Source organism: Achromobacter pulmonis (genome assembly GCF_021733725.1).
Lineage (GTDB): Bacteria > Pseudomonadota > Gammaproteobacteria > Burkholderiales > Burkholderiaceae_B > Achromobacter > Achromobacter pulmonis.
Genome location: NZ_JAIFOT010000001.1, coordinates 406,261 through 431,149 on the forward strand (window position 1 = coordinate 406,261; position 24,889 = coordinate 431,149).

General features: G+C 66.0%; 27 protein-coding genes. 18 read left to right on the top strand and 9 right to left on the bottom strand.

Annotation, left to right across the window (positions count from 1 at the left end; genetic code table 11):
- Positions 1 to 51: 51 nt before the first annotated feature.
- Both K2W61_RS01900 and pncB read right to left on the bottom strand, forming a co-directional pair.
- On the bottom strand, positions 52 to 405 hold the full coding sequence (locus K2W61_RS01900; RefSeq protein ID WP_175133076.1) for a RidA family protein: 354 nt from the start codon (positions 403 to 405) through the stop codon (positions 52 to 54).
- A 71-nt stretch (positions 406 to 476) separates the two neighbouring features.
- The gene (gene pncB / locus K2W61_RS01905; RefSeq protein WP_175133075.1) at positions 477 to 1,652 is read right to left on the bottom strand and encodes a nicotinate phosphoribosyltransferase; all 1,176 of its coding nucleotides are present in this window, start codon (positions 1,650 to 1,652) and stop codon (positions 477 to 479) included.
- A 155-nt stretch (positions 1,653 to 1,807) separates the two neighbouring features.
- On the opposite strand from pncB, the gene fdxA reads away from it, so the two are divergent.
- The 14 genes from fdxA (at position 1,808) to K2W61_RS01975 (ending at position 15,605) form a co-directional block, all read left to right on the top strand.
- On the top strand, positions 1,808 to 2,131 hold the full coding sequence (gene fdxA, locus K2W61_RS01910) for a ferredoxin FdxA (protein ID WP_006389264.1): 324 nt from the start codon (positions 1,808 to 1,810) through the stop codon (positions 2,129 to 2,131).
- A 46-nt stretch (positions 2,132 to 2,177) separates the two neighbouring features.
- Positions 2,178 to 2,978: a ferredoxin--NADP reductase gene (locus K2W61_RS01915; RefSeq protein WP_175133074.1), complete on the top strand. Its 801-nt coding sequence runs from the start codon at positions 2,178 to 2,180 to the stop codon at positions 2,976 to 2,978.
- 234 nt (positions 2,979 to 3,212) lie between these two features.
- Entirely contained in the window at positions 3,213 to 4,439 is a 1,227-nt protein-coding gene (locus K2W61_RS01920; RefSeq protein ID WP_175133073.1) for a polyhydroxyalkanoate depolymerase, read from the top strand.
- Between the two features lie 120 nt (positions 4,440 to 4,559).
- Positions 4,560 to 5,198: an electron transport complex subunit RsxB gene (gene rsxB, locus K2W61_RS01925; protein ID WP_236754982.1), complete on the top strand. Its 639-nt coding sequence runs from the start codon at positions 4,560 to 4,562 to the stop codon at positions 5,196 to 5,198.
- The gene (nth, locus tag K2W61_RS01930; RefSeq protein ID WP_175133071.1) at positions 5,195 to 5,830 is read left to right on the top strand and encodes an endonuclease III; all 636 of its coding nucleotides are present in this window, start codon (positions 5,195 to 5,197) and stop codon (positions 5,828 to 5,830) included. The genes rsxB and nth overlap by 4 nt, the downstream gene beginning before the upstream one ends.
- A 366-nt stretch (positions 5,831 to 6,196) precedes the next feature.
- A complete protein-coding gene (locus K2W61_RS01935; protein ID WP_175140871.1) occupies positions 6,197 to 6,970 on the top strand; it encodes an ABC transporter ATP-binding protein in 774 nt (257 codons plus the stop codon).
- Entirely contained in the window at positions 6,967 to 7,677 is a 711-nt protein-coding gene (locus K2W61_RS01940) for an ABC transporter ATP-binding protein (protein WP_006389258.1), read from the top strand. The genes K2W61_RS01935 and K2W61_RS01940 overlap by 4 nt, the downstream gene beginning before the upstream one ends.
- A gap of 62 nt (positions 7,678 to 7,739) precedes the next feature.
- The gene (locus tag K2W61_RS01945) at positions 7,740 to 8,954 is read left to right on the top strand and encodes an ABC transporter substrate-binding protein (protein WP_175140872.1); all 1,215 of its coding nucleotides are present in this window, start codon (positions 7,740 to 7,742) and stop codon (positions 8,952 to 8,954) included.
- A gap of 97 nt (positions 8,955 to 9,051) precedes the next feature.
- On the top strand, positions 9,052 to 9,939 hold the full coding sequence (locus K2W61_RS01950; protein ID WP_175133068.1) for a branched-chain amino acid ABC transporter permease: 888 nt from the start codon (positions 9,052 to 9,054) through the stop codon (positions 9,937 to 9,939).
- Positions 9,936 to 10,922 (top strand): branched-chain amino acid ABC transporter permease, encoded by a 987-nt coding sequence (locus K2W61_RS01955; RefSeq protein ID WP_175133067.1) that lies wholly within the window; start codon positions 9,936 to 9,938, stop codon positions 10,920 to 10,922. The genes K2W61_RS01950 and K2W61_RS01955 overlap by 4 nt, the downstream gene beginning before the upstream one ends.
- Before the next feature lie 122 nt (positions 10,923 to 11,044).
- Positions 11,045 to 12,064, top strand: a complete 1,020-nt coding sequence (locus K2W61_RS01960) for an ABC transporter substrate-binding protein (RefSeq protein WP_175140873.1) — start codon at positions 11,045 to 11,047, stop codon at positions 12,062 to 12,064.
- A gap of 76 nt (positions 12,065 to 12,140) precedes the next feature.
- Positions 12,141 to 12,983: a branched-chain amino acid aminotransferase gene (locus tag K2W61_RS01965; RefSeq protein ID WP_175133065.1), complete on the top strand. Its 843-nt coding sequence runs from the start codon at positions 12,141 to 12,143 to the stop codon at positions 12,981 to 12,983.
- Between the two features lie 67 nt (positions 12,984 to 13,050).
- A complete protein-coding gene (locus K2W61_RS01970; protein ID WP_236756938.1) occupies positions 13,051 to 15,201 on the top strand; it encodes a phosphocholine-specific phospholipase C in 2,151 nt (716 codons plus the stop codon).
- Entirely contained in the window at positions 15,198 to 15,605 is a 408-nt protein-coding gene (locus K2W61_RS01975) for an ASCH domain-containing protein (protein WP_236754983.1), read from the top strand. The genes K2W61_RS01970 and K2W61_RS01975 overlap by 4 nt, the downstream gene beginning before the upstream one ends.
- Before the next feature lie 22 nt (positions 15,606 to 15,627).
- On the opposite strand, the gene K2W61_RS01980 is transcribed toward K2W61_RS01975, so the two are convergent.
- The 7 genes from K2W61_RS01980 to K2W61_RS02010 all read right to left on the bottom strand — a co-directional run bounded on the left by K2W61_RS01980 (position 15,628) and on the right by K2W61_RS02010 (position 22,676).
- Positions 15,628 to 16,392, bottom strand: coding sequence for an ABC transporter ATP-binding protein (locus K2W61_RS01980; RefSeq protein WP_175140876.1), 765 nt, complete (start codon positions 16,390 to 16,392; stop codon positions 15,628 to 15,630).
- Complete coding sequence (locus tag K2W61_RS01985) at positions 16,389 to 18,227, bottom strand: branched-chain amino acid ABC transporter ATP-binding protein/permease (RefSeq protein ID WP_175133061.1); 1,839 nt, start codon at positions 18,225 to 18,227, stop codon at positions 16,389 to 16,391. The genes K2W61_RS01980 and K2W61_RS01985 overlap by 4 nt, the downstream gene beginning before the upstream one ends.
- Positions 18,228 to 18,232: 5 nt before the next feature.
- Positions 18,233 to 19,270, bottom strand: coding sequence for a branched-chain amino acid ABC transporter permease (locus K2W61_RS01990; RefSeq protein ID WP_175133060.1), 1,038 nt, complete (start codon positions 19,268 to 19,270; stop codon positions 18,233 to 18,235).
- Between the two features lie 129 nt (positions 19,271 to 19,399).
- Positions 19,400 to 20,563 carry an ABC transporter substrate-binding protein gene (locus tag K2W61_RS01995; RefSeq protein WP_175133059.1) on the bottom strand — a complete coding sequence of 388 codons (1,164 nt, stop codon included), beginning with the start codon at positions 20,561 to 20,563 and terminating at the stop codon, positions 19,400 to 19,402.
- 231 nt (positions 20,564 to 20,794) lie between these two features.
- Positions 20,795 to 21,352 carry a biotin transporter BioY gene (locus K2W61_RS02000; protein WP_236754984.1) on the bottom strand — a complete coding sequence of 186 codons (558 nt, stop codon included), beginning with the start codon at positions 21,350 to 21,352 and terminating at the stop codon, positions 20,795 to 20,797.
- 53 nt (positions 21,353 to 21,405) lie between these two features.
- The gene (locus tag K2W61_RS02005; RefSeq protein ID WP_175140879.1) at positions 21,406 to 22,002 is read right to left on the bottom strand and encodes an energy-coupling factor transporter transmembrane component T family protein; all 597 of its coding nucleotides are present in this window, start codon (positions 22,000 to 22,002) and stop codon (positions 21,406 to 21,408) included.
- Positions 21,999 to 22,676, bottom strand: coding sequence for an energy-coupling factor ABC transporter ATP-binding protein (locus K2W61_RS02010; RefSeq protein WP_175133056.1), 678 nt, complete (start codon positions 22,674 to 22,676; stop codon positions 21,999 to 22,001). The genes K2W61_RS02005 and K2W61_RS02010 overlap by 4 nt, the downstream gene beginning before the upstream one ends.
- A 52-nt stretch (positions 22,677 to 22,728) precedes the next feature.
- On the opposite strand from K2W61_RS02010, the gene msrB reads away from it, so the two are divergent.
- From msrB to K2W61_RS02030, 4 genes are all read left to right on the top strand, one after another.
- Positions 22,729 to 23,127 carry a peptide-methionine (R)-S-oxide reductase MsrB gene (gene msrB / locus K2W61_RS02015; RefSeq protein ID WP_175133055.1) on the top strand — a complete coding sequence of 133 codons (399 nt, stop codon included), beginning with the start codon at positions 22,729 to 22,731 and terminating at the stop codon, positions 23,125 to 23,127.
- Entirely contained in the window at positions 23,124 to 23,690 is a 567-nt protein-coding gene (locus K2W61_RS02020) for a septation protein A (RefSeq protein ID WP_175133054.1), read from the top strand. Before msrB ends, K2W61_RS02020 begins: the two co-directional genes overlap by 4 nt.
- A gap of 61 nt (positions 23,691 to 23,751) precedes the next feature.
- Positions 23,752 to 24,021, top strand: coding sequence for a BolA family protein (locus K2W61_RS02025; protein ID WP_175133053.1), 270 nt, complete (start codon positions 23,752 to 23,754; stop codon positions 24,019 to 24,021).
- 17 nt (positions 24,022 to 24,038) lie between these two features.
- A complete protein-coding gene (locus K2W61_RS02030; protein WP_175133052.1) occupies positions 24,039 to 24,815 on the top strand; it encodes a peptidylprolyl isomerase in 777 nt (258 codons plus the stop codon).
- Positions 24,816 to 24,889: the final 74 nt, after the last annotated feature.

Genomic DNA, 24,889 nt, shown 5'->3' on the forward strand with positions numbered 1-24,889 from the left:
ACAAAAAGCCCTCCGGCATGCGGAGGGCTCTTCATTCTGCGGCCGCGCCGATCAGGCGACGGCGGCGGTGACGACGATCTCGACCTTGAAGTCGGGGTTGGCCAGGCGAGCCTCGACGGTAGCGCGCGGAGGCGAGTTGCCGTCGGCGACCCAGGCGTCCCACGCCTTGTTCATGCCGTCGAATTCCTTCATGTTGGCCACGTAGATCTGGGCCATCAGGATCTTGGTCTTGTCGCTGCCGGCCTCGGCCAGCAGGCGGTCGATGGTGGCGAGCACTTGCTCGGTCTGACCGGTGATGTCCAGCGTGGCATCGTCCGGCACCTGGCCCGCCAGGTACGCGACGCCGTTGTAGACGGCCATGTCCGACAGGCGCTTGGCGACGTGGAAGCGCTTGATGCTGCTCATGAATATTCCCCTAATGACGAGTTGCGGGTTGGAACAATACGAAGAATGGCGAACTTTACCCTGCCGCCGCGTCAGGCGGGCGGCAACTGGAAAACCTGGCGCAGATAGGCCAGGTAGGCCGGATCGTCGCACATGGTTTTCTCGGGCGCGTCCGACACCTTGGCCACCGGCTGGCCGTTGCAGCGAACCATCTTCATGACGATCTGCAGCGGCTCGTGGCCCAGGTCGTTGGTGAGGTTGGTGCCGATGCCGAACGAGACCTTGCAGCGTCCGGCGAACTGGCGCGCCAGCTCGATGGCGCGCGGGAAGGTCAGCGAGTCCGAGAACACCAGCGTCTTGGCGCGCGGGTCGACGCGGTTCTTGCGGTAGTGCTCGAGCAGCCGCTCGCCCCAGACGAAGGGATCGCCCGAGTCGTGCCGCGCGCCGTCGAACAGCTTGCAGAAATACATGTCGAAGTCGCGCAGGAAGGCGTCCATGCCGTACACGTCGGACAGTGCGATGCCCAGATCGCCCCGGTATTCCTTGGCCCACACTTCCAGCGCGAACACCTGCGAATCGCGCAGCCGCGGACCGAGCGCCTGGCAGGCCTGGAGGTATTCGTGGCCCATGGTGCCCAGCGGCAGCACCTCATGCTGCTTGGCCAGCAACACGTTGCTGGTGCCGGCGAAGTGCGGCCCCATCTGGGCCTTCATGGTCGAGACGATTTCTTCGTGCCAGACCTTGGAGAAACGACGGCGGGTGCCGTATTCGGCCACGCGGAAATCGGCCAGCGCCGGATCATCCAGCACCAGGTGCATCTTCGATTGCAGGCGCTTGCGGCCTTCGGCCCAGTCCGGGTTCTGGCGCGTGTTGCGGAAGTAGACCTCGTTGACGATGGCCAGCACCGGGATCTCGAACAGGATGGTGTGCAGCCAGGGGCCTTTGACCTCGATGCTGATTTCGCCCGGCCCCTCGCCTTCCTCGATGCGGATGCAACGTTCCGGCAAATGGAACAGTTCGAGAAAATCGACGAAGTCGCTTTTGATGAAACGCAAGCCGCCCAGATATTTAAGTTCGTCCTCGGTGAAGCGCAACTGGCACAACTGGTGCACTTCCTCGCGGATTTCGTCCAGGTAGGGGCGCAGATTCACCCCCGGCGTGCGGCACTTGTAACGGTACTCGACCTGGGCGGCGGGAAACTGATGCAGCACCACCTGCATCATGCTGAATTTGTACAGGTCGGTGTCGAGCAGCGAGGTGATTATCATGATTACGCGTATCGTTTCGCGACACCATAGCATAGCGGGGCCGGCCAAACTCCGAATGCGCCACGATGTCAACAGGGTATTGGCGGCGGTTTGGCGCCGCATTGGGTAAAATTCGCCCAACAAGACACAATGCCGCCTGCCCGGAGTTCCTGAGAATGACCCACGTTGTCACCGAAAACTGTATCAAGTGCAAGTACACCGATTGCGTCGACGTATGCCCGGTGGACTGTTTTCGTGAGGGTCCGAACTTCCTGGTGATCGACCCCGACGAATGCATCGACTGCGCCGTGTGCATCCCCGAATGCCCGGCCAACGCCATCTATGCCGAGGAAGACGTGCCGCAGGACCAGCTCAACTTCATCGCCCTGAACGCCGAGCTCTCGCCCGAGTTCGCCAGCATCAGCCGCGCCAAGAAGCCGCTGCCCGACGCCGACGAATGGAATGGCAAGCAGGACAAGCTGCAATACCTGGAAAAATAATCCGCGAGCGCGCGGCCGTCCCCGGCCCGCGCCGCGCGATGCGCCGATGACCGACGATTCCAAATACACACGCCAGACCGTCACCCACGTCCACACCTGGGTGCCCGACAAGCTGTTCTCGGTGCGCACCACGCGCGATGAGGCCTATGCCTTCCTGCCGGGCCAGTTCGCCCGCGTCGGCCTGCCAGGCGCGGAGGATCCCGCCGGCCCGCCCACGCTGTGGCGCGCCTACTCGATGGTCTCGGCCCCGCACCAACCCTGGCTGGAGTTCTATTCCATCGTCGTGCCCGAAGGCCTGTTCAGCCCGCGCATGGCGCGGCTGCAGCCGGGCGACACCCTGTATGTCGAAAAAGCGCCCTACGGCTTCCTGACGCTGGAGCGCTTCGCCCCCGGTGGCGACCTGTGGCTGCTGGCCTCCGGAACCGGGCTGTCGGCCTATCTGTCGATCCTGCGCGACCCGGCCGTGTGGCGCGCCTATCGCCGCATCGTCCTGGTGCACGGCGTGCGCACCGCGGCGGAGCTGGCTTACCGCGACGAAATCGAGGGCTGGCGCAATGATCCGTCCCTGGCCGAGGGGTTCGCGGCCGAGCCGGACAAGCTGACGTACCTGCCGATCGCCACCCGCGAGGCCCTGCCCGGCATGCCGCAGGCGCGCCTGACCACCCTGATCGCCGACGGCGGACTGGAACGGCTGGCGGGCCTGCCGCTGGACCCGGAGCAAGCAAAGATCATGCTTTGCGGCAATCCGGACATGCTGGCCGATGCCCGCAAACTGTTGGGCGAACGCGGCTTCAAGCCGGGCCGTCGCGGCATCCCCGGCAACCTGGCGGTGGAAAACTACTGGTGATTGCGCGCCAGCGCGGACCCGCCTCCTGGCCCATCCGGCCTACGGCAAAAATCCCTCTTTTTTACGCTGCCGCTGTCGCCCGATTCGGCCCTAAACTGGTGCACAAGGGATGACGGGTCGTATTTTTGCAACAAAATTTCCGGTTTTCGGACGCTTTCGTCAGACAAATTGGAAATACCGTTACTCCCCGGCGCAATAATCGGGGCACACGCACGACCCAGAAGGACTTCCCCAATGCTGTACCAATTGCACGAAATGCAGCGCGCCTTCCTGACTCCGTTCGCTGCATTCACGGACGCCGGTTCCCAGCTGTTCTCCAGCCCCTACAGCCCCCTCGCCTACACCCCGATCTCGCGCCAGATGGCCGCGGGATACGAGTTGATGACGCGCATCGGCAAGGAATACCAGAAACCCGCCTGGAACCTGCCCGCCACGCAAATCAACGGCAAGTCGGTCCGGGTCACCGAATCGGTCGCGCTGGACAAGCCCTTCTGCCGCCTGGTGCACTTTCACCGCGACGTGCGCCAGGCCCCGCAGGACGATCCCAAGGTGCTGCTGGTCGCGCCGCTGTCCGGCCACCACGCCACCCTGCTGCGCGATACCGTGCGCGCCCTGCTGCCCGGCCACGACGTCTATGTGACCGACTGGATCGACGCGCGCATGGTGCCGCTGTCGGCCGGTCCGTTCCATCTGAACGACTACGTGCGCTACGTGCAGGACTTCATCCGCCATCTGGGGCCGGACGTGCACGTGATCTCGGTCTGCCAGCCCACCGTGCCGGTGCTGGCCGCCGTGTCGCTGATGGCCTCGGCCAACGATCCGCGCCAGCCGCGCAGCATGGTCATGATGGGCGGACCGATCGACCCGCGCCAGTCGCCCACGCAAGTGAACCGCCTGGCCACCACCAAGCCCTATTCGTGGTTCGAGAACCAGGTCATCCACCCGGTGCCGCCGCGCTATCCGGGGTCGGGCCGCAAGGTCTACCCGGGGTTCCTGCAGCATGCCGGCTTCATGGCCATGAACCCCGACCGCCACATGAAGTCGCACTACGACTTCTACCTGGATCTGCTGCGCGGCGATGACAGCGACGCCGAGGCCCACCGCCGCTTCTACGACGAATACAACGCCGTGCTGGACATGCCGGCCGAGTTCTACCTGGACACCATCCGCATGGTGTTCCAGGAATTCGCCCTGCCCAACGGCACCTGGGAAGTGGACGGCCAGCTCGTGCGTCCGGCCGACATCAAGCAGGTGGCGCTGTTCACCATCGAGGGCGAACTGGACGATATCTCCGGCCAGGGCCAGACGCGCGCGGCCATCAAGCTGTGCAAGAACATTCCGGCCGAGCGCAAGATGCACTACACCGCCCCCAACTGCGGCCACTACGGGATTTTCTCGGGCCGCCGGTGGCGTGAAATGATCTGTCCTAAAATCGCGGAATTCATCCGCCAGTCGGCCTAGGACGATCCGTCCTTGCCCACCGTAGTCCACGGGGCCCGAGCGGCCCCGTTGGTTTTTGCGCCCGCGCGGCCACGCCCGGATTCGCGCCCGCGCGGCGCCTTACGTTTTTCACTGTTCGCCATGTCCTGTCGTTCACTCGCCGACCGCGTCGACGCCCTGCTGCCCCAGACGCAGTGCACCAAGTGTGGCTATGACGGCTGCCGGCCCTATGCCGACGCCATCGCCGCCGGCGACGCCCCCATCAACCGCTGCCCGCCGGGCGGCGAGGAAGGCATCGCCGCGCTCGCCGCGCTGCTGCAGACGCCCGTCCTGCCGCTGGACCTGAGCCGCGGCGCACCCGGGCCGCTGCTGGTGGCCCGCATCGACGAGGCGCACTGCATCGGCTGCACGCTGTGCATCCAGGCCTGTCCGGTCGACGCCATCGTTGGCGCCAACAAGCGCATGCACACCGTGCTGGCTGACTGGTGCACCGGCTGCGACCTGTGCGTGGCGCCCTGTCCGGTCGATTGCATCCAGATGGTGCCCGCCGGCCGCGCCTGGAGCGCCGCGGATGCGTCCGCCGGCCGCCAGCGCCACCACCGCCACCAGGCGCGCATGGAACGCCTGGCCGCCGACAACGCCCGCCTGATGGCCCCCGAGCCCGTGGCCGCGGCGGCCCCAGCCGCCATCGCCGACGCGCAGGACGAAGACCGCAAGCGCGCCGCCATCGAGTCCGCGCTGGCCCGCGCCCGCGCCCGCCGCCCCCCCCAACGCCCATGAACGCCGCCAAACGCCGAGAGATCTTCGCCCGCCTGCAGGCGGCCAATCCTCATCCCACTACCGAACTCGAATACGAGACGCCGTTCCAGCTGTTGATCGCGGTGCTGCTGTCGGCGCAGGCGACCGACAAATCGGTGAACATCGCCACGCGCAAGTTCTTCCCCGAGCACGGCACGCCGCAGGGCTTGCTGGCGCTGGGCGAAGCCGGACTGGCGGACTACATCAAGACCATCGGCCTGTACCGTACCAAGGCCAAGAACGCGATCGCCACCTGCCGGCTGCTGCTCGAACGCCATGGCGGCGACGTGCCGCAAACCCGCGAAGCGCTGGAAGCCCTGCCCGGTGTCGGCCGCAAGACGGCCAACGTGGTCTTGAACACGGCCTTCGGCCAGCCCACCATGGCGGTCGACACGCATATTTTCCGCGTCGCCAACCGCACCGGTATCGCCCCGGGTAAGAACGTGCTGGAAGTCGAATTGAAACTGGAAAAGTTCGTGCCGCGCGAATATATGCAGGACGCGCACCATTGGCTGATTCTGCAAGGCCGGTATGTGTGCGTGGCGCGCAAACCAAAATGCCCGCAATGCGGCATTTCCGATCTCTGCGAATACAAACATAAAACCCCCGCGTGAGCGGGTCGCGTCATCCCGCCAGGCCGGTGTTGAATAGTCATCCACGCGACGCCAAAACCGGGTTTTCCCCGAGGCGCGCGATGATGACGGAGCGATGACCGCCAAGCCGGCTTTGCTGCAACGCATTGCATGTCGACATAGGGTTTTCTCCCAGCAGGAATGCGAATTGTCCGCTATCCGACAATTCGCCATTGCGCACCGCAAAACCTATGACAAACCCTCATGGAATTTTGATTCAGAGGTGCGCATACTCGCCGGCAACTCTTATAGAAAACCGTGCGGTTTCGACGGTTTTCCTTACCCCGCGGGGGCCCTGCGCATAACGCCGGGCAGGGTCCATATAAATACAACGCCGGTGCAGCGGACATGGACGACACGATCCTGGAGACAAAAGGCCTCACCAAGGAATTCCGCGGTTTTGTCGCGGTCAATGGGGTCGATTTGCGTATCAAGCGAGGCGAGATTCATGCCTTGATCGGGCCGAACGGCGCGGGCAAGACCACATGCTTCAACCTGCTGACCAAGTTTCTTTCTCCCACCTCGGGAACCATCAAGTTCAATGGCATCGACATCACCGGTGAGCGTCCGGCGCAGATCGCGCGGCGCGGGGTGATCCGCTCGTTCCAGATTTCGGCGGTGTTCCCGCACCTGACCGTGCTCGAGAACGTGCGCATCGGCCTGCAGCGCAAGACCGGCCTGTCGTTCCACTTCTGGCAGAGCGACAAGCGTCTGGCCGCGCTGAACGAGCCGGCGCGCGAACTGCTCGAGCAAGTCGACCTGGGCGCGTTCGCCGACGAAACCACGGTCAACCTGCCCTATGGCCGCAAGCGCGCGCTCGAAATCGCCACCACGCTGGCGATGGAACCCGAGCTGATGCTGCTGGACGAGCCCACGCAGGGCATGGGCCACGAAGACGTGGACCGCGTCACGCAGCTGATCAAGCGCGTGAGCGCCGGCCGCACCATTCTGATGGTGGAACACAACATGAACGTCGTGTCCTCGATTGCCAACACCATCACCGTGCTGGCGCGCGGCGCCGTGCTGGCGGAGGGCACTTATGCCGAAGTGTCACGCCACCCCGCGGTGATGCAAGCCTACATGGGCACCACCGACGGCGAACTCGAAGGAGCGCACGCATGAGCACCCCGGCACTGGAAATCTCGGGCCTGCAGGCCTGGTACGGGGAATCGCATATCCTGCATGGCGTGGATATGCGTGTGGGCCAGGGCGAGGTCGTCACGCTGCTGGGCCGCAACGGCGCCGGCCGCACCACCACGCTGCGGGCCATCCTTGGCCTGACCGGCTCGCGCAAGGGCTCGGTGCGCATCCACGGCACCGAAGCCATCGACTTGCCCACCTACAAGATCGCCCACCTGGGCGTGGGCTATTGCCCCGAGGAACGCGGTATCTTCGCCAGCCTGTCGTGCGAGGAAAACCTGTTGCTGCCTCCGGTGGTCGGCTCGCTCGGCGGCGGCATGTCGCTGGCCGAGATCTACGACATGTTCCCCAATCTGCAGGAACGCCGGCACTCGCCCGGCACGCGCCTGTCGGGCGGCGAACAACAGATGCTGGCGGTGGCGCGCATCCTGCGCACCGGCGCCAACCTGCTGCTGCTGGACGAGATCTCCGAAGGCCTGGCGCCGGTCATCGTGCAGGCGCTGGCCCGCATGATCACCGCGCTCAAGCAGCGCGGCTACACCATCGTCATGGTGGAGCAGAATTTCCGCTTCGCGGCGCCGCTGGCCGATCGCTTCTACGTCATGGAGCACGGCCAGATCGTCGAACACTTCGAAGCCGCAGAACTTTCAGAGAAACAGGACACGCTCAACGAACTGCTGGGCGTCTAAAGCAACCTGTCACCCGCCGGGTTCCCGGCATCCCATACACCGAAGGGAAGAGGAGTCATCCCATGAAGCTGCACACCATCACTGCTGCACTGGCCATGGCAGGCCTGGGATTCGCCGGGGCAACCGCCCAGGCACAAGGAATCTCCGACGATGTCATCCGCATCGGATTCATCACCGACATGTCCGGCGTCTATTCCGACATCGACGGCAAGGCCGGCCTGGAAGCCATTCGCATGGCGGTCGAGGATTTCGGCGGCTCGGTCAACGGCAAGAAAATCGAAGTGCTGTCGGCGGACCACCAGAACAAGGCCGACGTGGCGTCGGCCCGCGCCCGCGAATGGTTCGACCAACAGAAGGTCGACGTGATCATCGGCGGCACCAACTCGGCCACCAGCCTGGCCATGGCCGCCGTGGCGGCGGAAAAGAAGAAGCCCTTCATCGCCATCGGCGCCGGCGCTTCCGACCTGACCAACGCCCAATGCACGCCCTACACCGTGCACTATGCCTACGATACCGTGGCGCTGGCGCGCGGCACCGGCTCGGCGGTGGTCAAGGACGGCGGCAAGAGCTGGTTCTTCCTGACCGCGGACTACGCCTTCGGCCACGCGCTCGAGCGCGACACGATGGCGGTGGTCAAGGCCGCCGGCGGCGAGATCAAGGGCCAGGTGCGCGCGCCGCTGGGCGCCTCCGACTTCTCCTCGTTCCTGCTGCAGGCGCAAGCCTCCAAGGCGCAGATCCTGGGCCTGGCCAATGCCGGCGGCGACACCATCAATTCGATCAAGGCGGCCAACGAGTTCGGCGTCACCAAGACGATGAAGATGGCGGGTCTGCTGGTGTTCATCAACGACATCCACTCGCTTGGCCTGGAAGCCACCAAGGGCATGTACCTGACCGACGGCTGGTACTGGGATCAATCCGACGCCTCGCGCGCCTGGTCCAAGAAGTTCGAAGCCAAGGCCGGCCGCAAGCCGTCCATGCTGCAGGCGGGCGATTATTCCTCGGTCACGTTCTACCTGAATGGCGTGAAGGCCACCGGCACCGACGATGCCGACACCCTCATGAAGTGGATGAAGTCGAACAAGATCAACGACTTCTTCACCCAGGGCGGCTATGTGCGCGAAGACGGCCGCATGATCCATGACATGTACCTGATGCAGGTGAAGACGCCGGCCGAATCCAAGGCGCCGTGGGACTACTACAAGGTCGTCGCCACGCTGCCGGGCGACGAGGTCTACACCAAGCTGTCCGAGTCGACCTGCAAACTGGTCAAGAAGTAATTCCCGTCGATGCGACCCTTGATGCGACCTGGCCCGCGCGGCCGGGTCGCCTCTCGAATTTGCCCGCTTCCCTTCGTACGCGCAGGATTTTTACAAGATGACTGATATTTTCGGCATCCCCATACAGGCCTTGTTCGGCCAGTTGCTGCTGGGACTGGTCAATGGTTCCTTCTATGCCATGCTGTCGCTCGGCCTGGCCGTTATCTTCGGACTGCTGAACGTCATCAACTTCGCGCACGGCGCACTCTACATGCTGGGCGCGTTCGTCGCCTGGATGGGGCTGTCGTACCTGGGGTTGAACTACTGGATCATGCTGATCCTGGCGCCGATCGTGGTCGGCCTGTTCGGCATCGTCATCGAGAAGCTGCTGCTCAAGCATCTGTACAAGCTCGATCATCTTTACGGACTGCTGCTGACTTTCGGCCTGACACTGCTGATCGAAGGATTGTTCCGCAGTTTCTATGGCGTGTCCGGCCAACCGTACCCCACGCCGGATGCCTTGCGCGGCGCCACCAACCTGGGCTTCATGGTGCTGCCCAATTACCGCGGCTGGGTCGTGGTGGCATCGGTGATCGTCTGCATGTCGACCTGGTTCGTGATCGAGCGCACCCGGCTCGGCGCCTTGCTGCGCGCCGGCACCGAGAACCCCAAGCTGGTCGAGGCCTTCGGTGTCAACGTGCCGCGGATGATCACGCTGACCTACGGCTTCGGCGTGGCGCTGGCGGGTTTTGCCGGCGTGCTGGCGGCGCCGGTGCTGCAGATCTCGCCGCTGATGGGATCCAACCTCATCATCGTGGTGTTCGCCGTAGTCGTGATCGGCGGCATGGGCTCGATCATGGGCGCCATTGTCACCGGGCTGGGCCTGGGCGTGATCGAGGGCCTGACCAAGGTGTTCTGGCCCGAGGCGTCCAGCACGGTCGTCTTCATCATCATGGCCATTGTTCTGTTGCTCCGCCCGGCCGGGCTGTTCGGAAAAGAGAAATGAATCGTCAATTCCTGGGCTATGCGGTCCTGGCCGTCGTGGTGGCCATCCTTCCCTTCCTCGGGGTGTATCCGATCTTCGTCATGAAGATCATGTGCTATGCCCTGTTCGCCTGCGCCTTCAACCTGCTGCTGGGCTTCACCGGCCTGCTGTCGTTCGGCCACGCGGCCTTCCTGGGCAGCGCCGCCTATGCGGCGGGCCACGCGCTCAAGGTCTGGGGCGTACCGACCGAGATCGGCCTGTTGTTCGGCGTCGCGGTGGCCGCGCTGCTGGGCCTGGCGATGGGCGCGCTGGCGATCCGCCGCAGCGGCATCTACTTCGCCATGATCACGCTGGCGCTGGCGCAGATGGTGTTCTTCTTCTTCCTGCAGGCCCATTTCACCGGCGGCGAGGACGGCCTGCAGAGCGTGCCGCGCGGCACCCTGCTGGGCATCGTCGACCTGTCCGACGACCTGAACCTGTATTACCTGGTGATGGGTGTGTTCGTGATCGGCTACTTCATCATCTGGCGCACGGTGAATTCGCCGTTCGGCCAAGTGCTGCAGGCGCTGCGCGAAAACGAACCGCGCGCGATCTCGCTCGGTTACGACGTGGACCGCTTCAAGCTGCTGGCATTCGTGCTCTCGGCCGCCATCGCCGGCCTGGCCGGCGCCACCAAGACGCTGGTGTTCGTGTCGGCCACGCTGTCGGACGCCACCTGGCAGATGTCGGGCCTGGTGATCCTGATGACGCTGATCGGCGGCCTCGGCACGCTGACCGGGCCGATCCTGGGCGCCTTCATCGTGGTGCTGCTGGAAAACAAGGTCGGCGACTTCGGCCAGATGTTGGCCAACCTGACCGGCGTGGACTGGTTCCTGCGCCTGGGCGAATCGGTCACGATCGTGATCGGCCTGATCTTCGTCATCTGCGTGCTGGCGTTCCGTCGCGGCATCGTCGGCGAGATCAGCGCGCTGGTCGAGAAACGGCGCGCCACCGCGCGCGTCTGAGGCGCGGCCCGGCGCCGCCCTCCTCCCGATCCCACAGGGCCGCGCGATGCGGCCCTGTTCTCATGGCGCGCCCGCGCCGCGCCTTTACAATGAACGGCACGCAATCCGAAAGGTGCTCCACCATGCGCATCAAGCCCTTGTCTGCCGCCATCCATGGCGTCCTGGCGCTGTCCGCCCTCCTGTTCGCGCCCACGGCCGCCCAGGCCGCCAAGCCGGTCTGTGAAATCGACCGCCCGGTGCGCTTCAGCGGCCTGAACTGGGAATCGAACCTGGTGCTGGCCGGCATCGAACGCTACGTGATGGAACACGGCTACGGCTGCAAGACCAGCGTCGAGATCGGCGAGACCCTGCCCATGCTGGCCGCGCTGCAGCGCGGCGACGTCGACGTCACGCCCGAAGTCTGGCCCGGCCAGATCGAAGTTGCCTGGAACAAGGCCCTGGCCAGTGGCCGCGTGCAGGGCCTGGGCCACGTCTACGATGCCGGCGAAGGCTGGTACGTGCCGCGCTACACCGTGCAACGCCATCCGGACCTGAAGACCGCCGCGGACCTGGCGCGTTTCAAGCACGTTTTCGCCGACCCCGAGGACCCGGGCCGTGGCCGCATCTACGGTTGCCCGGCGGGCTGGGCCTGCGGCACGCTCAACGACAATCTGCTGCGCGCCCTGGGGCTGGAACGCGACTACAGCCTGTTCGCGCCCGGCTCCGGCGCGGCGCAGAAGGCCGCCATCCTATCCGCCTACAGACGCCAGCGCGACATCGTCTTCTACTACTGGACCCCGACCGCGCTGGTTGGCGCGCTCGACCTGGTCAAGCTGGAACTGCCGGCGTTCGACCAGGCTGCCTATACCTGCCTGACCGACCCCAAATGCGCCCATCCGGTCGCCACCGCATTCAAGCCCAATCCAGTGGTCACCGGCGTGAACACCGCCTTCGCCAAGGACGCGCCGCAACTGGCCGCCTTCCTGGCCCGGCTCACCATCCCTGGCGATGCCATCGACGCCACGCTCGGCTGGCTCGAGAACGAAGGCAAGGAACCCGAGGATGCAGCCCGCTACTTCCTCAAGCAATATGGCCCGGTCTGGCGTCAATGGATGCCGGACGACGTCGCCACACGGGTGCAGGCGGCGCTGGATCGGGAGTGACCCGGCCCGCGCCTCATGTATCCTGACGTTTCGGCGCCGCTCTCGCGCCCACCCGATACTCCGAAGGAAAGCCATCATGGATGCCTTGTTCTGGCACAACGGTCACTGGACCACCGAAAACCCCAAACTGCTCGGCCCCGCCGACCACGCCTTCTGGATGGCCAGCATGGTCTTCGACGGCGCGCGCGCGTTCCGCGGCCTGACGCCCGACCTGGACCTGCACTGCCAGCGCGTGGTGCGCTCGGCCGAGAAGATGCTGATGAAGCCGCAGCTGGGCTGGCAGGAAATCCAGGCGCTGTGCCTGGAGGCGGTGGCCAAGTTCCCTGAGGGCAGCGAACTCTACATCAAGCCGATGTTCTTCTGCGCCGACGGCTTCCTGCTGCCGGATGCCGACAAGACCCAGTTCGTGCTGCACGTCTTCAAGGTGCCGATGCCGGGCGACCAGGGCTTTGCCGCCTGCTTCTCCAGCTTCGCGCGCTCCTGGCCCAACATGGCGCCGACCGACGCCAAGGCTTCGTGCCTGTACCCCAACGGCCAGCGCGCCATCCGCGAGGCGATGGACAAGGGCTTTGACAACGCCATCATGCTGGACGGCGCTGGCAACGTTGCCGAGTTCGCCTCCAGCAACCTTTGGATCGCCAAGGACGGCGTGGTCTCGACCCCGGTGGACAATGGCACCTTCCTGAACGGCATCACCCGCCGCCGCGTGCTGGCGCTGCTCAAGGCCGACGGCGTGCAGGTTCAGGAACGCAGCCTGACGCGCGCCGACATCGAGGCCGCCGACGAAGTGTTCTCGTCCGGCAACTACGGCAAGGTGGTGCACGTGAACCGCGTCGAAGACCGCAACCTGGAATACGGCCCGCTGGCGCGCCGCGCCCACAAGCTGTACATGGACTACGCCGAAAGCACCCGCAAGTAGGCGCCCCGCGCGGCGCATGGAACGCGCGGCCCCGGGGGCCGCGCCGCACGACAAGGACACGCCCAGCATGCATTTCCGACGCGAGTTCCTGCGCGGTGGCGCCGCGGTCGCCGGCGCCGGCAGCGCCCTGGCGCTGCTGCCCGCGTCAATCCGCCGCGCCTTGGCGATTCCCGCCAGCCGCCGCACCGGCACCATCGAGGATGTCGAGCACATCGTCATCTTCATGCAGGAAAACCGTTCCTTCGACCACTACTTCGGCGGCCTGGCCGGGGTACGCGGCTTCGGCGACCGTTTCCCCATCCCGGCGCCGGCCAGCCCCGATTTCGAACGCCGCACGGTCTGGGCGCAATACAACGGCCGCCCCGACGAAGGCGCACCGCGCAGCGTGCTGCCGTTCCGGCTGGACACCCGCGCGGCCTACCAGGCGATGCGCGTGGCCAGCACCCCGCACACCTGGTCCAACGCCCAGGACGCCTGGGACGCGGGCCGCATGGGCCAATGGCCGGCCGCCAAGAAAAACCACTCGATGGCCTACTACACCGAAGCGGACATGCCGTTCCAGTACGCCATGGCGCGTGCCTTCACGGTGTGCGACGCCTACCATTGCTCGTTCACCGGCGGCACCAACACCAACCGCCTGTTCCTCTGGAGCGGCACCAACGATGGCCTGGCGCGCGGCCACGGCCCCGCGCTCGGCAACACCTACAACAAACTGGGCGGCGGCGATCCGGCCGGCGCCTACACCTGGACCACCTATCCCGAACGCCTGGAACGCGCCGGCATCCGCTGGCGCATCTACCAGGACATGGCGGATAACTATTCGCTCAATCCGACCGCCGGCTTCAAAGCCTATCGTGACGCCTTTCACGGCGTGCCGGGCGCGCTGGCCGCGCTCAAGGACAAGGCGCTGACCACCCGCGGCCTGGACGGGCTGCGCCAGGACGTGCTTGACGGCACGCTGCCGCAGGTGTCCTGGATCTGCGCCACCAAGGCCGGCTCCGAACATCCCAGCCCCTCCAGCCCGGCGCAGGGCGCGGACTACACTGCGCAGGTGCTGGATGCGCTGACTGCCAATCCCGAGGTCTGGAGCAGGACCGTCCTGCTGCTGATGTTCGACGAAAACGACGGCTTCTTCGATCACATGCCGCCGCCCGCCCCGCCCTCGCGCGGCCACGATGGCCAGTTGGCAGGCGCGTCCACCGTGGATACCGCCGGCGAATACCACGAGATTGTCACCGGCGCCGAGAAGGACGATACGGCCGCGCACCTGCACGGCGTCTACGGGTTGGGACCACGTGTGCCCATGTACGTGCTGTCGCCCTGGACCAAGGGCGGCTGGGTCAATTCGGAAGTGTTCGACCACACCTCGGTGCTGCGCTTCGTCGAACGCCGCTTCGGCGTCGCCGAACCCAACATCTCGCCGTGGCGCCGCGCGGTCTGCGGCGACCTGACCTCGATCTTCGATTTCGCCACGCCCGATGACGCCAATTTGACACGCGCCCTGCCGGCCACCGCCGCGCGCGCGGCACAGGCCGCCGCGTTGCCCGGCGCCATCACCCCGCCCGCGCCCGAACGGCCTGCGCTGGCGCGGCAGGCGGCCGGCACCCGGCCTTCGCGCGCGCTACCCTACGCGCTGTCGGCGCGGGCCGACGTCGGCAACGAAGGCATCGTATTGCATATGTCCAACACCGGCGCCGCCGGCGCCGTGCTGCACGTATACGACCGCCTGCGCCTGGAGCAAGGCCCGCGCCGCTACACCATCGAGGCCGGCAAACAACTGCAAGCCAGCTGGCCGGTGATGGGCAACGATGGCCGCTACGATCTGTGGCTGCTCGGCCCCAACGGTTTTCATCGCCATGTGGCGGGACGGCTGCATGCGGATGCCGAGCCGCTGTCGGTCGAAGCCATCTGCGATCCTGCCGGACCGACATTGCGCCTGAAGCTGCACAACCCTGGCGCGTTGTCACGCGGCTTCCAGATCGAGGCCAACGCCTACCACTACGCCGGCCACCACGAACCGGCGCTGGCGCCTGGCGTCGGCGCCACCCTGGCCTGGAACCTGGCCGCCAGCGGCGGCTGGTACGATTTCAGCGTGCGCGCCGACGACGCGCCCGGCTTCATCCGCCGCTTCGCCGGGCGCATCGAGACCGGCGCGCCGTCCTCCTCCGACCCCGCGATGGGCCAGGAATTGATCCTGCGATGGACGCCGCCCGCATGAAACCACCCGCCCCCTACGAAAACGCCGTGACCTTCCGGTTCGGCGATTCGCCCGAACTGGCCGATGAACTACTGGCGTTGGTATTGTCGGGCGCCAAGACCGCCACCTGCGGCGCGCTGCGCGACTTCGACGAGAAGGAACCCGTGCCCGAGCCGGGTCGGCGCGACGTGGTGTTGGACGGCCGTGGCCGTCCGGCCTGCGCCATCGAGACGCTCAGCGTCGTGATCCAGCGTTTCGACGAGGTGGACGAGGCCTTTGCCACGGCCGAGGGCGAAGGGCCCTACGAGGTGTGGCGATCGGAGCACATCGCCTATTTCGACCGCAACGGCGGCTACGCGCCTGGCATGTTGCTGGTGTGCGAACGTTTCCGCGTGGTCGAGGTGTTCGAACGCGAGGCGGACTGACGCGTCCGCCTCGCCATCGGCATCAGGCCTCGGCCTGCTCGGCAGCCTTGCCCAGGCCGAGATAGCTCTCGATCACCTTGGGATCGCCGGCCAGCTCGCGCGCCGGGCCATGCAGGATGACCTCGCCGGTTTCCAGCACGTAGCCATAGTCGGCCACCTGCAACGCCGCGCGGGCGTTCTGTTCCACCAGCAGGATCGCCACACCGGTTTCACGCAGGCGCGCGATGATGTGGAAAATCTCCCGCACGATGCGCGGCGCCAGTCCCAGGCTGGGCTCATCCAGCATCAGCAGCGCCGGCTTGGCCATCAGCGCGCGGCCGACCGCCAGCATCTGGCGCTCGCCGCCCGACAGCGTGCCGGCCTGCTGGGCGCGGCGTTCGCGCAGACGCGGGAACAGGTCGAAGACCTCATCAAGCGTGTCGCGCCAGCCGCTTTCACGGGCGCGGTAACGGCGGAAACCGCCCAGCAGCAGGTTATCTTCCACCGACATGCTGCCGAACAGCTCGCGCCGTTCGGGCACCAGCGACATACCGGCGGCGACCCGGCGCTCGACCGGCCAGCCCGACACATCGGTGCCGGCGTACTGCACACTGCCGGTCGCGTGACCGGTCTGCGGCAGGGAGCCCATCATGGCGTTCAGCATGGTGGACTTGCCGGCGCCGTTGGCGCCGATCACAGTCACAATGCTGCCAGCGGGCACGGTCAGCGTGGCGCCGGCCAGCGCGCCGACCTTGCCGTAGCGGGCCGACAGGTTGCTGACTTCGAGAACAGGTTTGGACGCGTTCATTGCACGCCTCCCGTGGCGACGGGCTTGGCCTGGTCTGCTTCCGGCAGGTCGTCGTCGATGCCGCCCAGGTAGGCTTCCAGCACCGCCGGGTTCTGTTGCACCTCGGCCGGCACGCCTTCGGCCAGCTTGGTGCCGAAATCCATCACCACCAGGTGGTTGGTCAGGCGCATCACAAAATCCATGTCGTGTTCAACCAGCAGAATGCTCATGCCCTCGGCGCGCAGTTGTTCCAGCACGCGGGCCAGGTCTTGCTTTTCCTTGTAGCGCAGGCCGGCGGCCGGCTCGTCCAGCAGCAGCAGCACCGGGTCGCTGGCCAGGGCCCGCGCGATTTCCAGAATGCGTTGCTGGCCCAGCGCCAGGTTGCCCGCCTGCTCGTAGAGGTATTCCCCCAGGCCGACCCGCTTGATCTGCTCGGCGGCCTCATGCAGCAGTTGCGCTTCACGGCCGCGGTCCGTGTGCAGGGCGCCGGCCCAGACCCCGACATCGGAGCGCAGGTGCGCGCCCAGCGCCACGTTCTCCAGCACGGTCATGCCGGGCAGCAACTGCACGTGCTGGAAGGTGCGCCCCACGCCCAGCCGCGCGATCTCGCGCGCCGACCGGCTGTCGATCCGCTGGCCCATGAACGTGACCTGGCCGCGCGTCACCGGCAGCACGCCGCTGATCAGGTTGAACGTGGTGCTCTTGCCGGCGCCGTTGGGACCGATCAAGCCCATGATCTCGCCCGAGCGGACCTTGAAGCTGATGTCGTTGACCGCCACCAGGCCGCCGAATTCCTTGCGGATGGCGTCCACTTCCAGCACCACCTGCCCGGCCTGCGGACGCGCGCGCAGCGGCAGGGCCGGCGCCGGCTTGGGCGGCGCCAGGTTGCGGCGCGAGCCCTCAGCGCCGGTAAGGTTGCCCCACCAGCCCGCCAGGATCGGCCAGAGGCCGTTGCGGGCATACTGCAGCATCAGGATCAACAGCACGCCGAAGACGATCATCTCGAAGTTGGCGTTGGTGTCCAGCAGCTTGGGCAGCAGGTTCTGCAATTGGTCCTTCAGCACCAGGATGACGCTGGAACCGAGCAACGCGCCCCAGACGTAGCCCGCGCCGCCGACCACGGCCATGAACAGGTATTCGATGCCATAGTTCAGGCCGAAAGGGCTGGGGCTGACCGCGCGCTGCATGTGGGCATAGAGCCAGCCCGACACGCAGGCGAGCAAGGCCGCCCAGACGAAGATCACGACCTTGTAGGCGGCCGTGTTCACGCCCATCGACTCGGCCATGCCGGCGCCGCTCTTGAGGGCGCGGATGGCGCGGCCGGGACGCGAATTCAGCAGGTTGCGCGTCGCCCACAGCGCCAGCAGCACGAACACCCATATCAGGTAATAGATGTGGCGGCCGCTGGCCAATGACACGCCGAAGATGCTGATGGGCTCGATGCCGGCAATGCCGTCATGCTTGCCCAGCCAGTCGAGATTGCCGAACAGGAAATATAGCGACAGGCCCCAGGCAATGGTGCCCAGCGGCAGGTAATGGCCCGACAGCCGCAGCGTGATCGCGCCCAACAGATAGGCCACCACCGCGGTCAGGACCAGGCCGGCAGGCAGCGCCAGCCAGGGCGAGACATCGTGCTGCGTGGTCAGGTAGGCCGTGGTGTACGCGCCCAGGCCGACAAACGCGGCCTGGCCGAACGAGGTCAGGCCGCCGACACCGGTCAGCAGCACCAGCCCCAGCACCACCAGGCTGGCCAGCCCGATGTAATTCAATTGCGTCACCCAGAACTCGGGCGTGACCGACAGCAGCGGCAGCCCCGCCAGGACGACGATGAAGACGGCAAGCAGAATACGGTTCATGGCGGTTACTCCTCTTCGTCCACGTGATGGGTGCTGAACGAACGCCAGACCAGAACCGGGATAATCAGGGTGAAGACGATCACTTCCTTGTAGGCGCTGGCCCAGAAGGACGAGAACGATTCCAGCACGCCCACCAGCAGCGAGCCGGCCGCCGCCACGGGGTAGCTGGCCAGGCCGCCGATGATGGCGCCGACGAAGCCCTTCAGGCCGATCAGGAAGCCGGTGTCGTAGTAGACCGTGGTGATGGGCGCGATCAGCATGCCGGACATGGCGCCGATGGCGGTAGCCAACGTGAAGGTCAGGCTGCCCGACATGGTGGTGCTGATGCCGACCAGGCGGGCCCCGCGGCGGTTGACCGCCGTGGCGCGCAGCGCGCGGCCATAAAGCGTCTTGCCGAAGAACAGCCACAACGCGATGATCAGCAGCGCGCAGGTCGCCACCACGAACAGGCTCTGCGCCGACCAGGTGGTGAAACCCAGGTTGACCTGACCGCTCACGAACGCGGGCGTGCGCCAGCCTTCGGCGCCGAAGAACACCAGGGCCAGGCCGGTCAGCGCGAAGTGCACCGCCACCGACACGATCAGCAGCACCAGCACCGTGGCCTCGGCCAGCGGCTGGTAGACGATGCGGTAGACCATCGGGCCCATCGGAATCACCAGCAGCAGCGTCAGCAGCATGTTGAGCCACAGCGAATTGCCGGCGGCGGTGTAGGTGACCGTCAGCCACAGCAGCGCCAGCGGCACCACGAGACAGGTCAACACGGCTTTGAGCAGGCCTGCCGCGCTGCGGGTCCGCAGCGCGCGCAGCAATTCGAGCGCCAGGCAGACCACGCCCAGCAGCGGCAGGAGATAGGCGGTGCCGGGCACCTTGCCGTCCACCAGCATCGCGAGCGTCAGGGCGCCGAACGCCACGAACTCGCCCTGGGGAATGAAAATGACGCGCGTAACGGCGAATACCAGCACCAGCGCCATGCCCAACAGGGCATAGATGGCGCCGTTGACGATACCGTCTTGCAGCAGAATCAGCGCAATTGAGGAATCCATCTAACAACCTTATTGATTCTTGGTGTTCCGACCCCGCCCGGAACACTGATACGACACACCGGCCGGAAAGGCCGGTGCGAAGCATGGGGCGCCCTCATGGGCGCCCGTGGATCGGGCAATCCAGGGGAATTACAGGTTGGGCTGGTAGACCCACTTGCCGCCCTCGACCTTGACGATGACGCGCGAGCGTTCGTCAAAGCCGGCGTGGTCGGTCGGCGACATGTTGAACACGCCCTGCGAGGCGGCCAGGTCCTTGATGTTTTCCAGGGCGTCGCGCATGGCGGCGCGGAACTCCGGCGTGCCGGGCTTGGCGCCGGTCTTCAAGGCTACCGGCAAGGCGGCCACCACCAGCTGGCCGGCATCCCACATGTGGCCGCCGAAGGTGTTGGTCGATCCGGCGCCATTGGCCTTTTCGTAGGTCGCAACGTAGGCCAGGGCCGACTTCTTGACCGGATTGCTGTCGGGCAACTGGGCCGCGACCAGCAGCGGACCGGCCGGCAGGTACATGCCGTCGCAGTCCTTGCCGCACACGCGCAGCACGTCGTTGTTGGCGGCGCCGTGGGTCTGGTAGATGGTGCCGCCGTAGTTGCGGGCCTTCAGTTCCTTCTGCGGCAGGGCCGACGGGGTGCCGGCGCCGGCGATCAGGATGGCGTCCGGCTTGGCGCCGATCAGCTTGAGCACCTGGCCCGTCACGCTGGTGTCGGTGCGGCTGTATTTCTCGATGGAGACGATCTCGATGCCCTTGGCCTTGGCGGCCTTCTGCATCACGTCCAGCCAGCCGTCGCCGTAGGCGTCGGCAAAACCGATGAAGCCCAGCGTCTTGATCTTGGACTTGGCCATGGCGTCGGCCAGCGCGCCGGCCATCAGGGCGTCGTTCTGCGGTGTCTTGAAGACCCAGCGGCGCTTCTCGTCCACGGGTTCGACGATCTTGGCGCTCGCGGCCACGCTGATCATCGGCACCTTGGCTTCGGCCGCCACGTCCACCATGGCCAGCGAGCCCGGCGTGACCGAGGTGCCGATCAGCACATCGACCTTGTCGTCCGTCGCCAGCTTGCGCGAATTCTTGACGGCTTGCGTCGTGTCGGTGGCGTCGTCCAGGACGATCCATTCGATCTTCTGGCCGGCCACTTCCTTGGGCAACAGCGCGACGGTGTTGCGCTCGGGGATGCCGAGCGATGCGGCGGGGCCGGTGCTGGACACCGTCACACCCACCTTGACCTGGGCGCTGGCCAGCAGCGGCAGGGTCAGGGCAACGGCGGCGGCGGCCGCGGTCAAGCCGAAGTGCTTGCGCATGTTTTGTCTCCTGTGGTGGCTCTTGGATGCCCCGGACGAGGCGGAAGCGAGCCTAGTTAAAGTTATACAGAAAAAAATATTATAGGGTTAAAACAGTATCAGATGACCTGGCACAACTACGGTAAATCCCTGATGTGCTACGGAAACCCTATTTCAGCAAACGCATTCGTTAATGGCGAACTTGTACTTGAAAGCCCGGCGGGCGTCAGTTGGGGGATTCCCTTGCCCGGCTCAACGGCCACGCATGGGCCAGACCCGCTCGACACGCGTTGCCACCCAAGCCGCCAGCAGCGCCTTGATCAGGTCGCCCGGCACGAACACCAGCACCGCGAGCGCGGCCTTGGACAGCCCCATCTTGGTGACTACGGCCAGCCACGGCACCCCGCAGGCGTAGACCACCAGGATGCCGCCCACGATGCAGGCGGCGGCACTGCCGGCCAGTTGGCGGCCAAAGCCGGCCGCCGCGCCCGCCAGACGCCGTGCCAGCCAACCGGTGACGAACGCGCCGACCACCAGCCCGACCAGGAATCCACCAGTCGGGCCGAAGAACGCCCCCAGGCCGCCACGGCCTCCCGGCAGCACCGGCAGGCCGATCGCCGCCAGCACTAGGTACAGCAGGCAGGCCAGCGCGCCGCGCCCCGGCCCCAGCATGGCGCCGGCCAGCATGGCCCCCAGCGTCTGCAACGTGACCGGCACCGGGATACCCGGCAGCGGAATCGGCGGAATCAGGCTCAGCACCACGATCAGCGCAGCGAACAGCGCCACCAGCACAGTATTGTTGGATTTCATTGCAATGCCCTTTCTATATGTAGAGAGACCGGGGATCGGAGCAGGCCGGGAAACTACGGGCTGCGGGCGTCGATGGCCTCGGCCACTTCCTGCGCCCGCTTCAGGGTCAGCACCACCAGCGGCACGATCAGCGCCACCGGGTTGGCGCCCAGGCCGCGCGCCGCCTGGGCCTCGCGGATCTCATGGAAATTGCGCCAGATCTCGGGCACGAAGCGCAAGGCCAGCGCCAGCGCCAGCGCCACCTTGCCCGCGTCCAGCAGGCCGATGCGCTGCAACGGCATCAGCACCCGCTCGCACACGGCGATCAGGTCGGAACTGCGGCTCGACAGCGTCACCGCCAGCGCCAGCCCGACCATCGCGGCGATGCGCAAGACTACCGCCAGCGCCTCGCGCCAGCCCTGAAACCAGGCGGTGAACGCAGCGACCGCCAGCAGCACCCAGACCAGGCCGCGCACCTGGCGCCAGACACCGCCGGGCGACGCGCCGGCGCACCACAGCAGCAAGCCGGCGACCAGGCAGGCGGCCGCCAGGACAAGCGGATCGCGCAGCAGGAACAGCCCGGCGCCGGCCCCGGCCAGCGCCAGCAGCTTCAGGCCGGCGGGCAGCCGGTGCAGCGCCGAGTCGCCGGGAATATATAGGGGCTCGATCACGCGCAGTGGTCCCGGTACCAGCGCAGCGCGGCGGCCGGCGTGTCGTCGGCGGCGATGGCCCCGTCCTGGACCACCAGTACCCGCTCGAAATCCTCCAGCAATGCCAGGTCGTGGCTGACCACGATGGCGTCCTGCGGCAGGGCGGCGATGGCGTCGCGCACCCGGTTGCGGTTGCGCAGGTCCAGCTGGGTGGTGGGCTCGTCGAACACCACCAGCCCGGGGCGCATCACCAGCACCGCCGCCAGCGCCACCAACTGGCGCTCGCCGCCGGAAAGCGTGTGGCTGGTGCGATCGGCCAGGTGGGCCACGCCCAGCGCGGCCAACTCAGCCTCGATGCGGGCCTCGCGTTGCGCGCGGTCGGGCTCCAGGTGCTTCAGGCCGAATGCCAGATCCTCGCGCACGATCGGGAAGACGATCTGGTTCTCGGGGTTCTGGAACACGAAGCCGACCTGGCGGCGCACCGCCTTCAATTCATGCCGGGTATCCAGGCCACCGACCCGCACGCTGCCCGAGGTCGGCAGCACCAACCCGTTGACCAGCCGCGCCAGCGTGCTCTTGCCCGCGCCGTTGGGGCCGACGATGCCGACCCGGCGCCCGCCCAGCGCCAGGCTCACCCCGCGCAACACTTCCGCCTGGGGCGTCGATACAATCGCCTGGTCAAACTCGATTAACATGGGGCGGAATTATGCCCGAACCATTTCGGGCATCGGCACTCCAAGAGTTGATATGGACAAAGTACGCAAAACCGACGCCGAATGGCGGGCCCAGCTGTCCCCGGAAGAATACGTCGTCACCCGCGAAAAGGGTACTGAACGCGCATTCACCGGGCGCTACTGGAATACCTTCACCCCGGGCATCTACCGCTGCGTGGGCTGTGGCACGGCGCTGTTCGCGTCGGACACCAAGTTCGACGCCGGCTGTGGCTGGCCCAGCTATTTCCAGGCGCTCGACCCGGACCTGGTGCGCGAGGAACGCGACACCACCCACGGCATGGTGCGCACCGAGGTGCTGTGCAACGTCTGCGACGCGCACCTGGGCCACGTCTTCCCCGACGGCCCGGCGCCCACCGGCCTGCGCTATTGCATCAACTCCCTGTCGATGACGTTCGAGCCGGAAGCCGAATGAAGAAGTTCCTGTTCGACCTCTTTCCGCTGTTCCTTTTCTTCCTGGCCTACCGGTTCACCGACATCTTCGTGGCAACCGGGGTGGCGATGGCGGCGGCGGTGCTGCAGATCGTCTGGCTCAAGGCCACCGGCCGCGCCACCGAGGCGATGCACTGGATCAACCTGACCGTGATCCTGGTGTTCGGCGGCGCCACCATCTGGCTGCACAGCGACGTCTTCATCAAATGGAAGCCCACGGTGCTGTACTGGCTGTTCGGCGGCGCCCTGGTGTTCGCGCGCCTGCTGTTCGGCCGCAACCTGATCCGCCGCCTGATGGAAAAGCAGATCCAGTTGCCGGATGCCGCCTGGGACAAGCTCAATCTGATCTGGGCCGCCTTCTTCCTGTTCGCCGGCGCCATCAACCTGTACGTGGCCTTCTCGGGGCACTTCACCGAGTCCCAATGGGTCAGCTTCAAGGCCTTTGGCCTGATGGGCCTGATGATCGTCTTCGTCATCGGCCAGTCGATCTGGCTGGGCAAGCACATCGAGGCCGAAGACAGCGCCAACGCCCCGCCCAAGCCCTGACGCCCGCGGCCCCGCCCTTTTCCCGGCGCGCGCCGCGCGCCGGAACTTTACGATCACCACCATGTCAGAGACCACCGACCGCATCACCCTGATCCGGGAGCGCCTGGCCGTCCTGGAGCCGGTTTCCCTGGACATCCAGGACGACTCGCATTTGCATGCCGGTCACGAAGGCAGTAAAAACGGCGCCGGCCATTATCGCGTCCACATCGTGGCATCCTGCTTTGTAGGACTGAACCCCGTGGCGCGACATCGGCTGGTGTATCATCATTTGCAAGATTTGATCCCCTATCCGATTCATGCGCTTGCGCTCGACGCCCAGGCTCCCAAATAGAAAGTAAAAGGATATTCATGAAACGCATCGTCATGCTGGCCGCCGCCTGCGTCATCGCCGTGCCCGCTTTCGCCCAGAACGTCGCCACCGTCAATGGCAAGGCCATTCCGCAGAAGAGCCTGGATCAATTCGTCAAGCTGCTGGTCAGTCAGGGCGCCACCGATTCGCCGCAACTGCGCGAGCAGGTCAAGCAGGAGATGATCAACCGCCAGGTCTTCGTGCAAGCCGCCGAGTCCGCCGGCATCGCCAAGCAGCCCGACGTCCAGACCGAAATCGAACTGGCGCGCCAAGGCATCCTGGTGCGCGCCCTGATGGCCGATTACCTGGCCAAGCACCCGGTCTCGGATGCCAAGGTCACGGCCGAATACGAGAAGATCAAGAAAGAACAGGCCGGCAAGATGGAGTACAAGGTCCGTCACATCCTGGTCGAAGACGAAAAGACCGCCAACGACCTGCTGGCCCAGTTGAAGAACAACAAGGGCAAGTTCGAGGAACTGGCCAAGAAGAACTCCAAGGACCCCGGCAGCGCCGAAAAGGGTGGCGACCTGGGTTGGGCGCCTCCGACCAACTACGTCCAGCCGTTCGCCCAGGCCGTGACCCAGCTCAAGAAGGGCCAACTGGTCGACAAGCCGGTCCAGACCCAGTTCGGCTGGCACATCATCATGGTCGACGACACCCGTCCGGTCGAATTCCCGCCGCTCGAACAGGTCCGCACGCAACTGGAAGAAATGCTGCGCCAGCAAACCCTGGCCGACTACCAGAAGCAACTGCGCGAAAAGGCCAAGATCCAGTAAATCCGGCCTCGCCCCGCGAACAACTGCCCGCCCTGCGCGGGCAGTTTTTTTTGTCTGAACAAGATGCCGCGGGA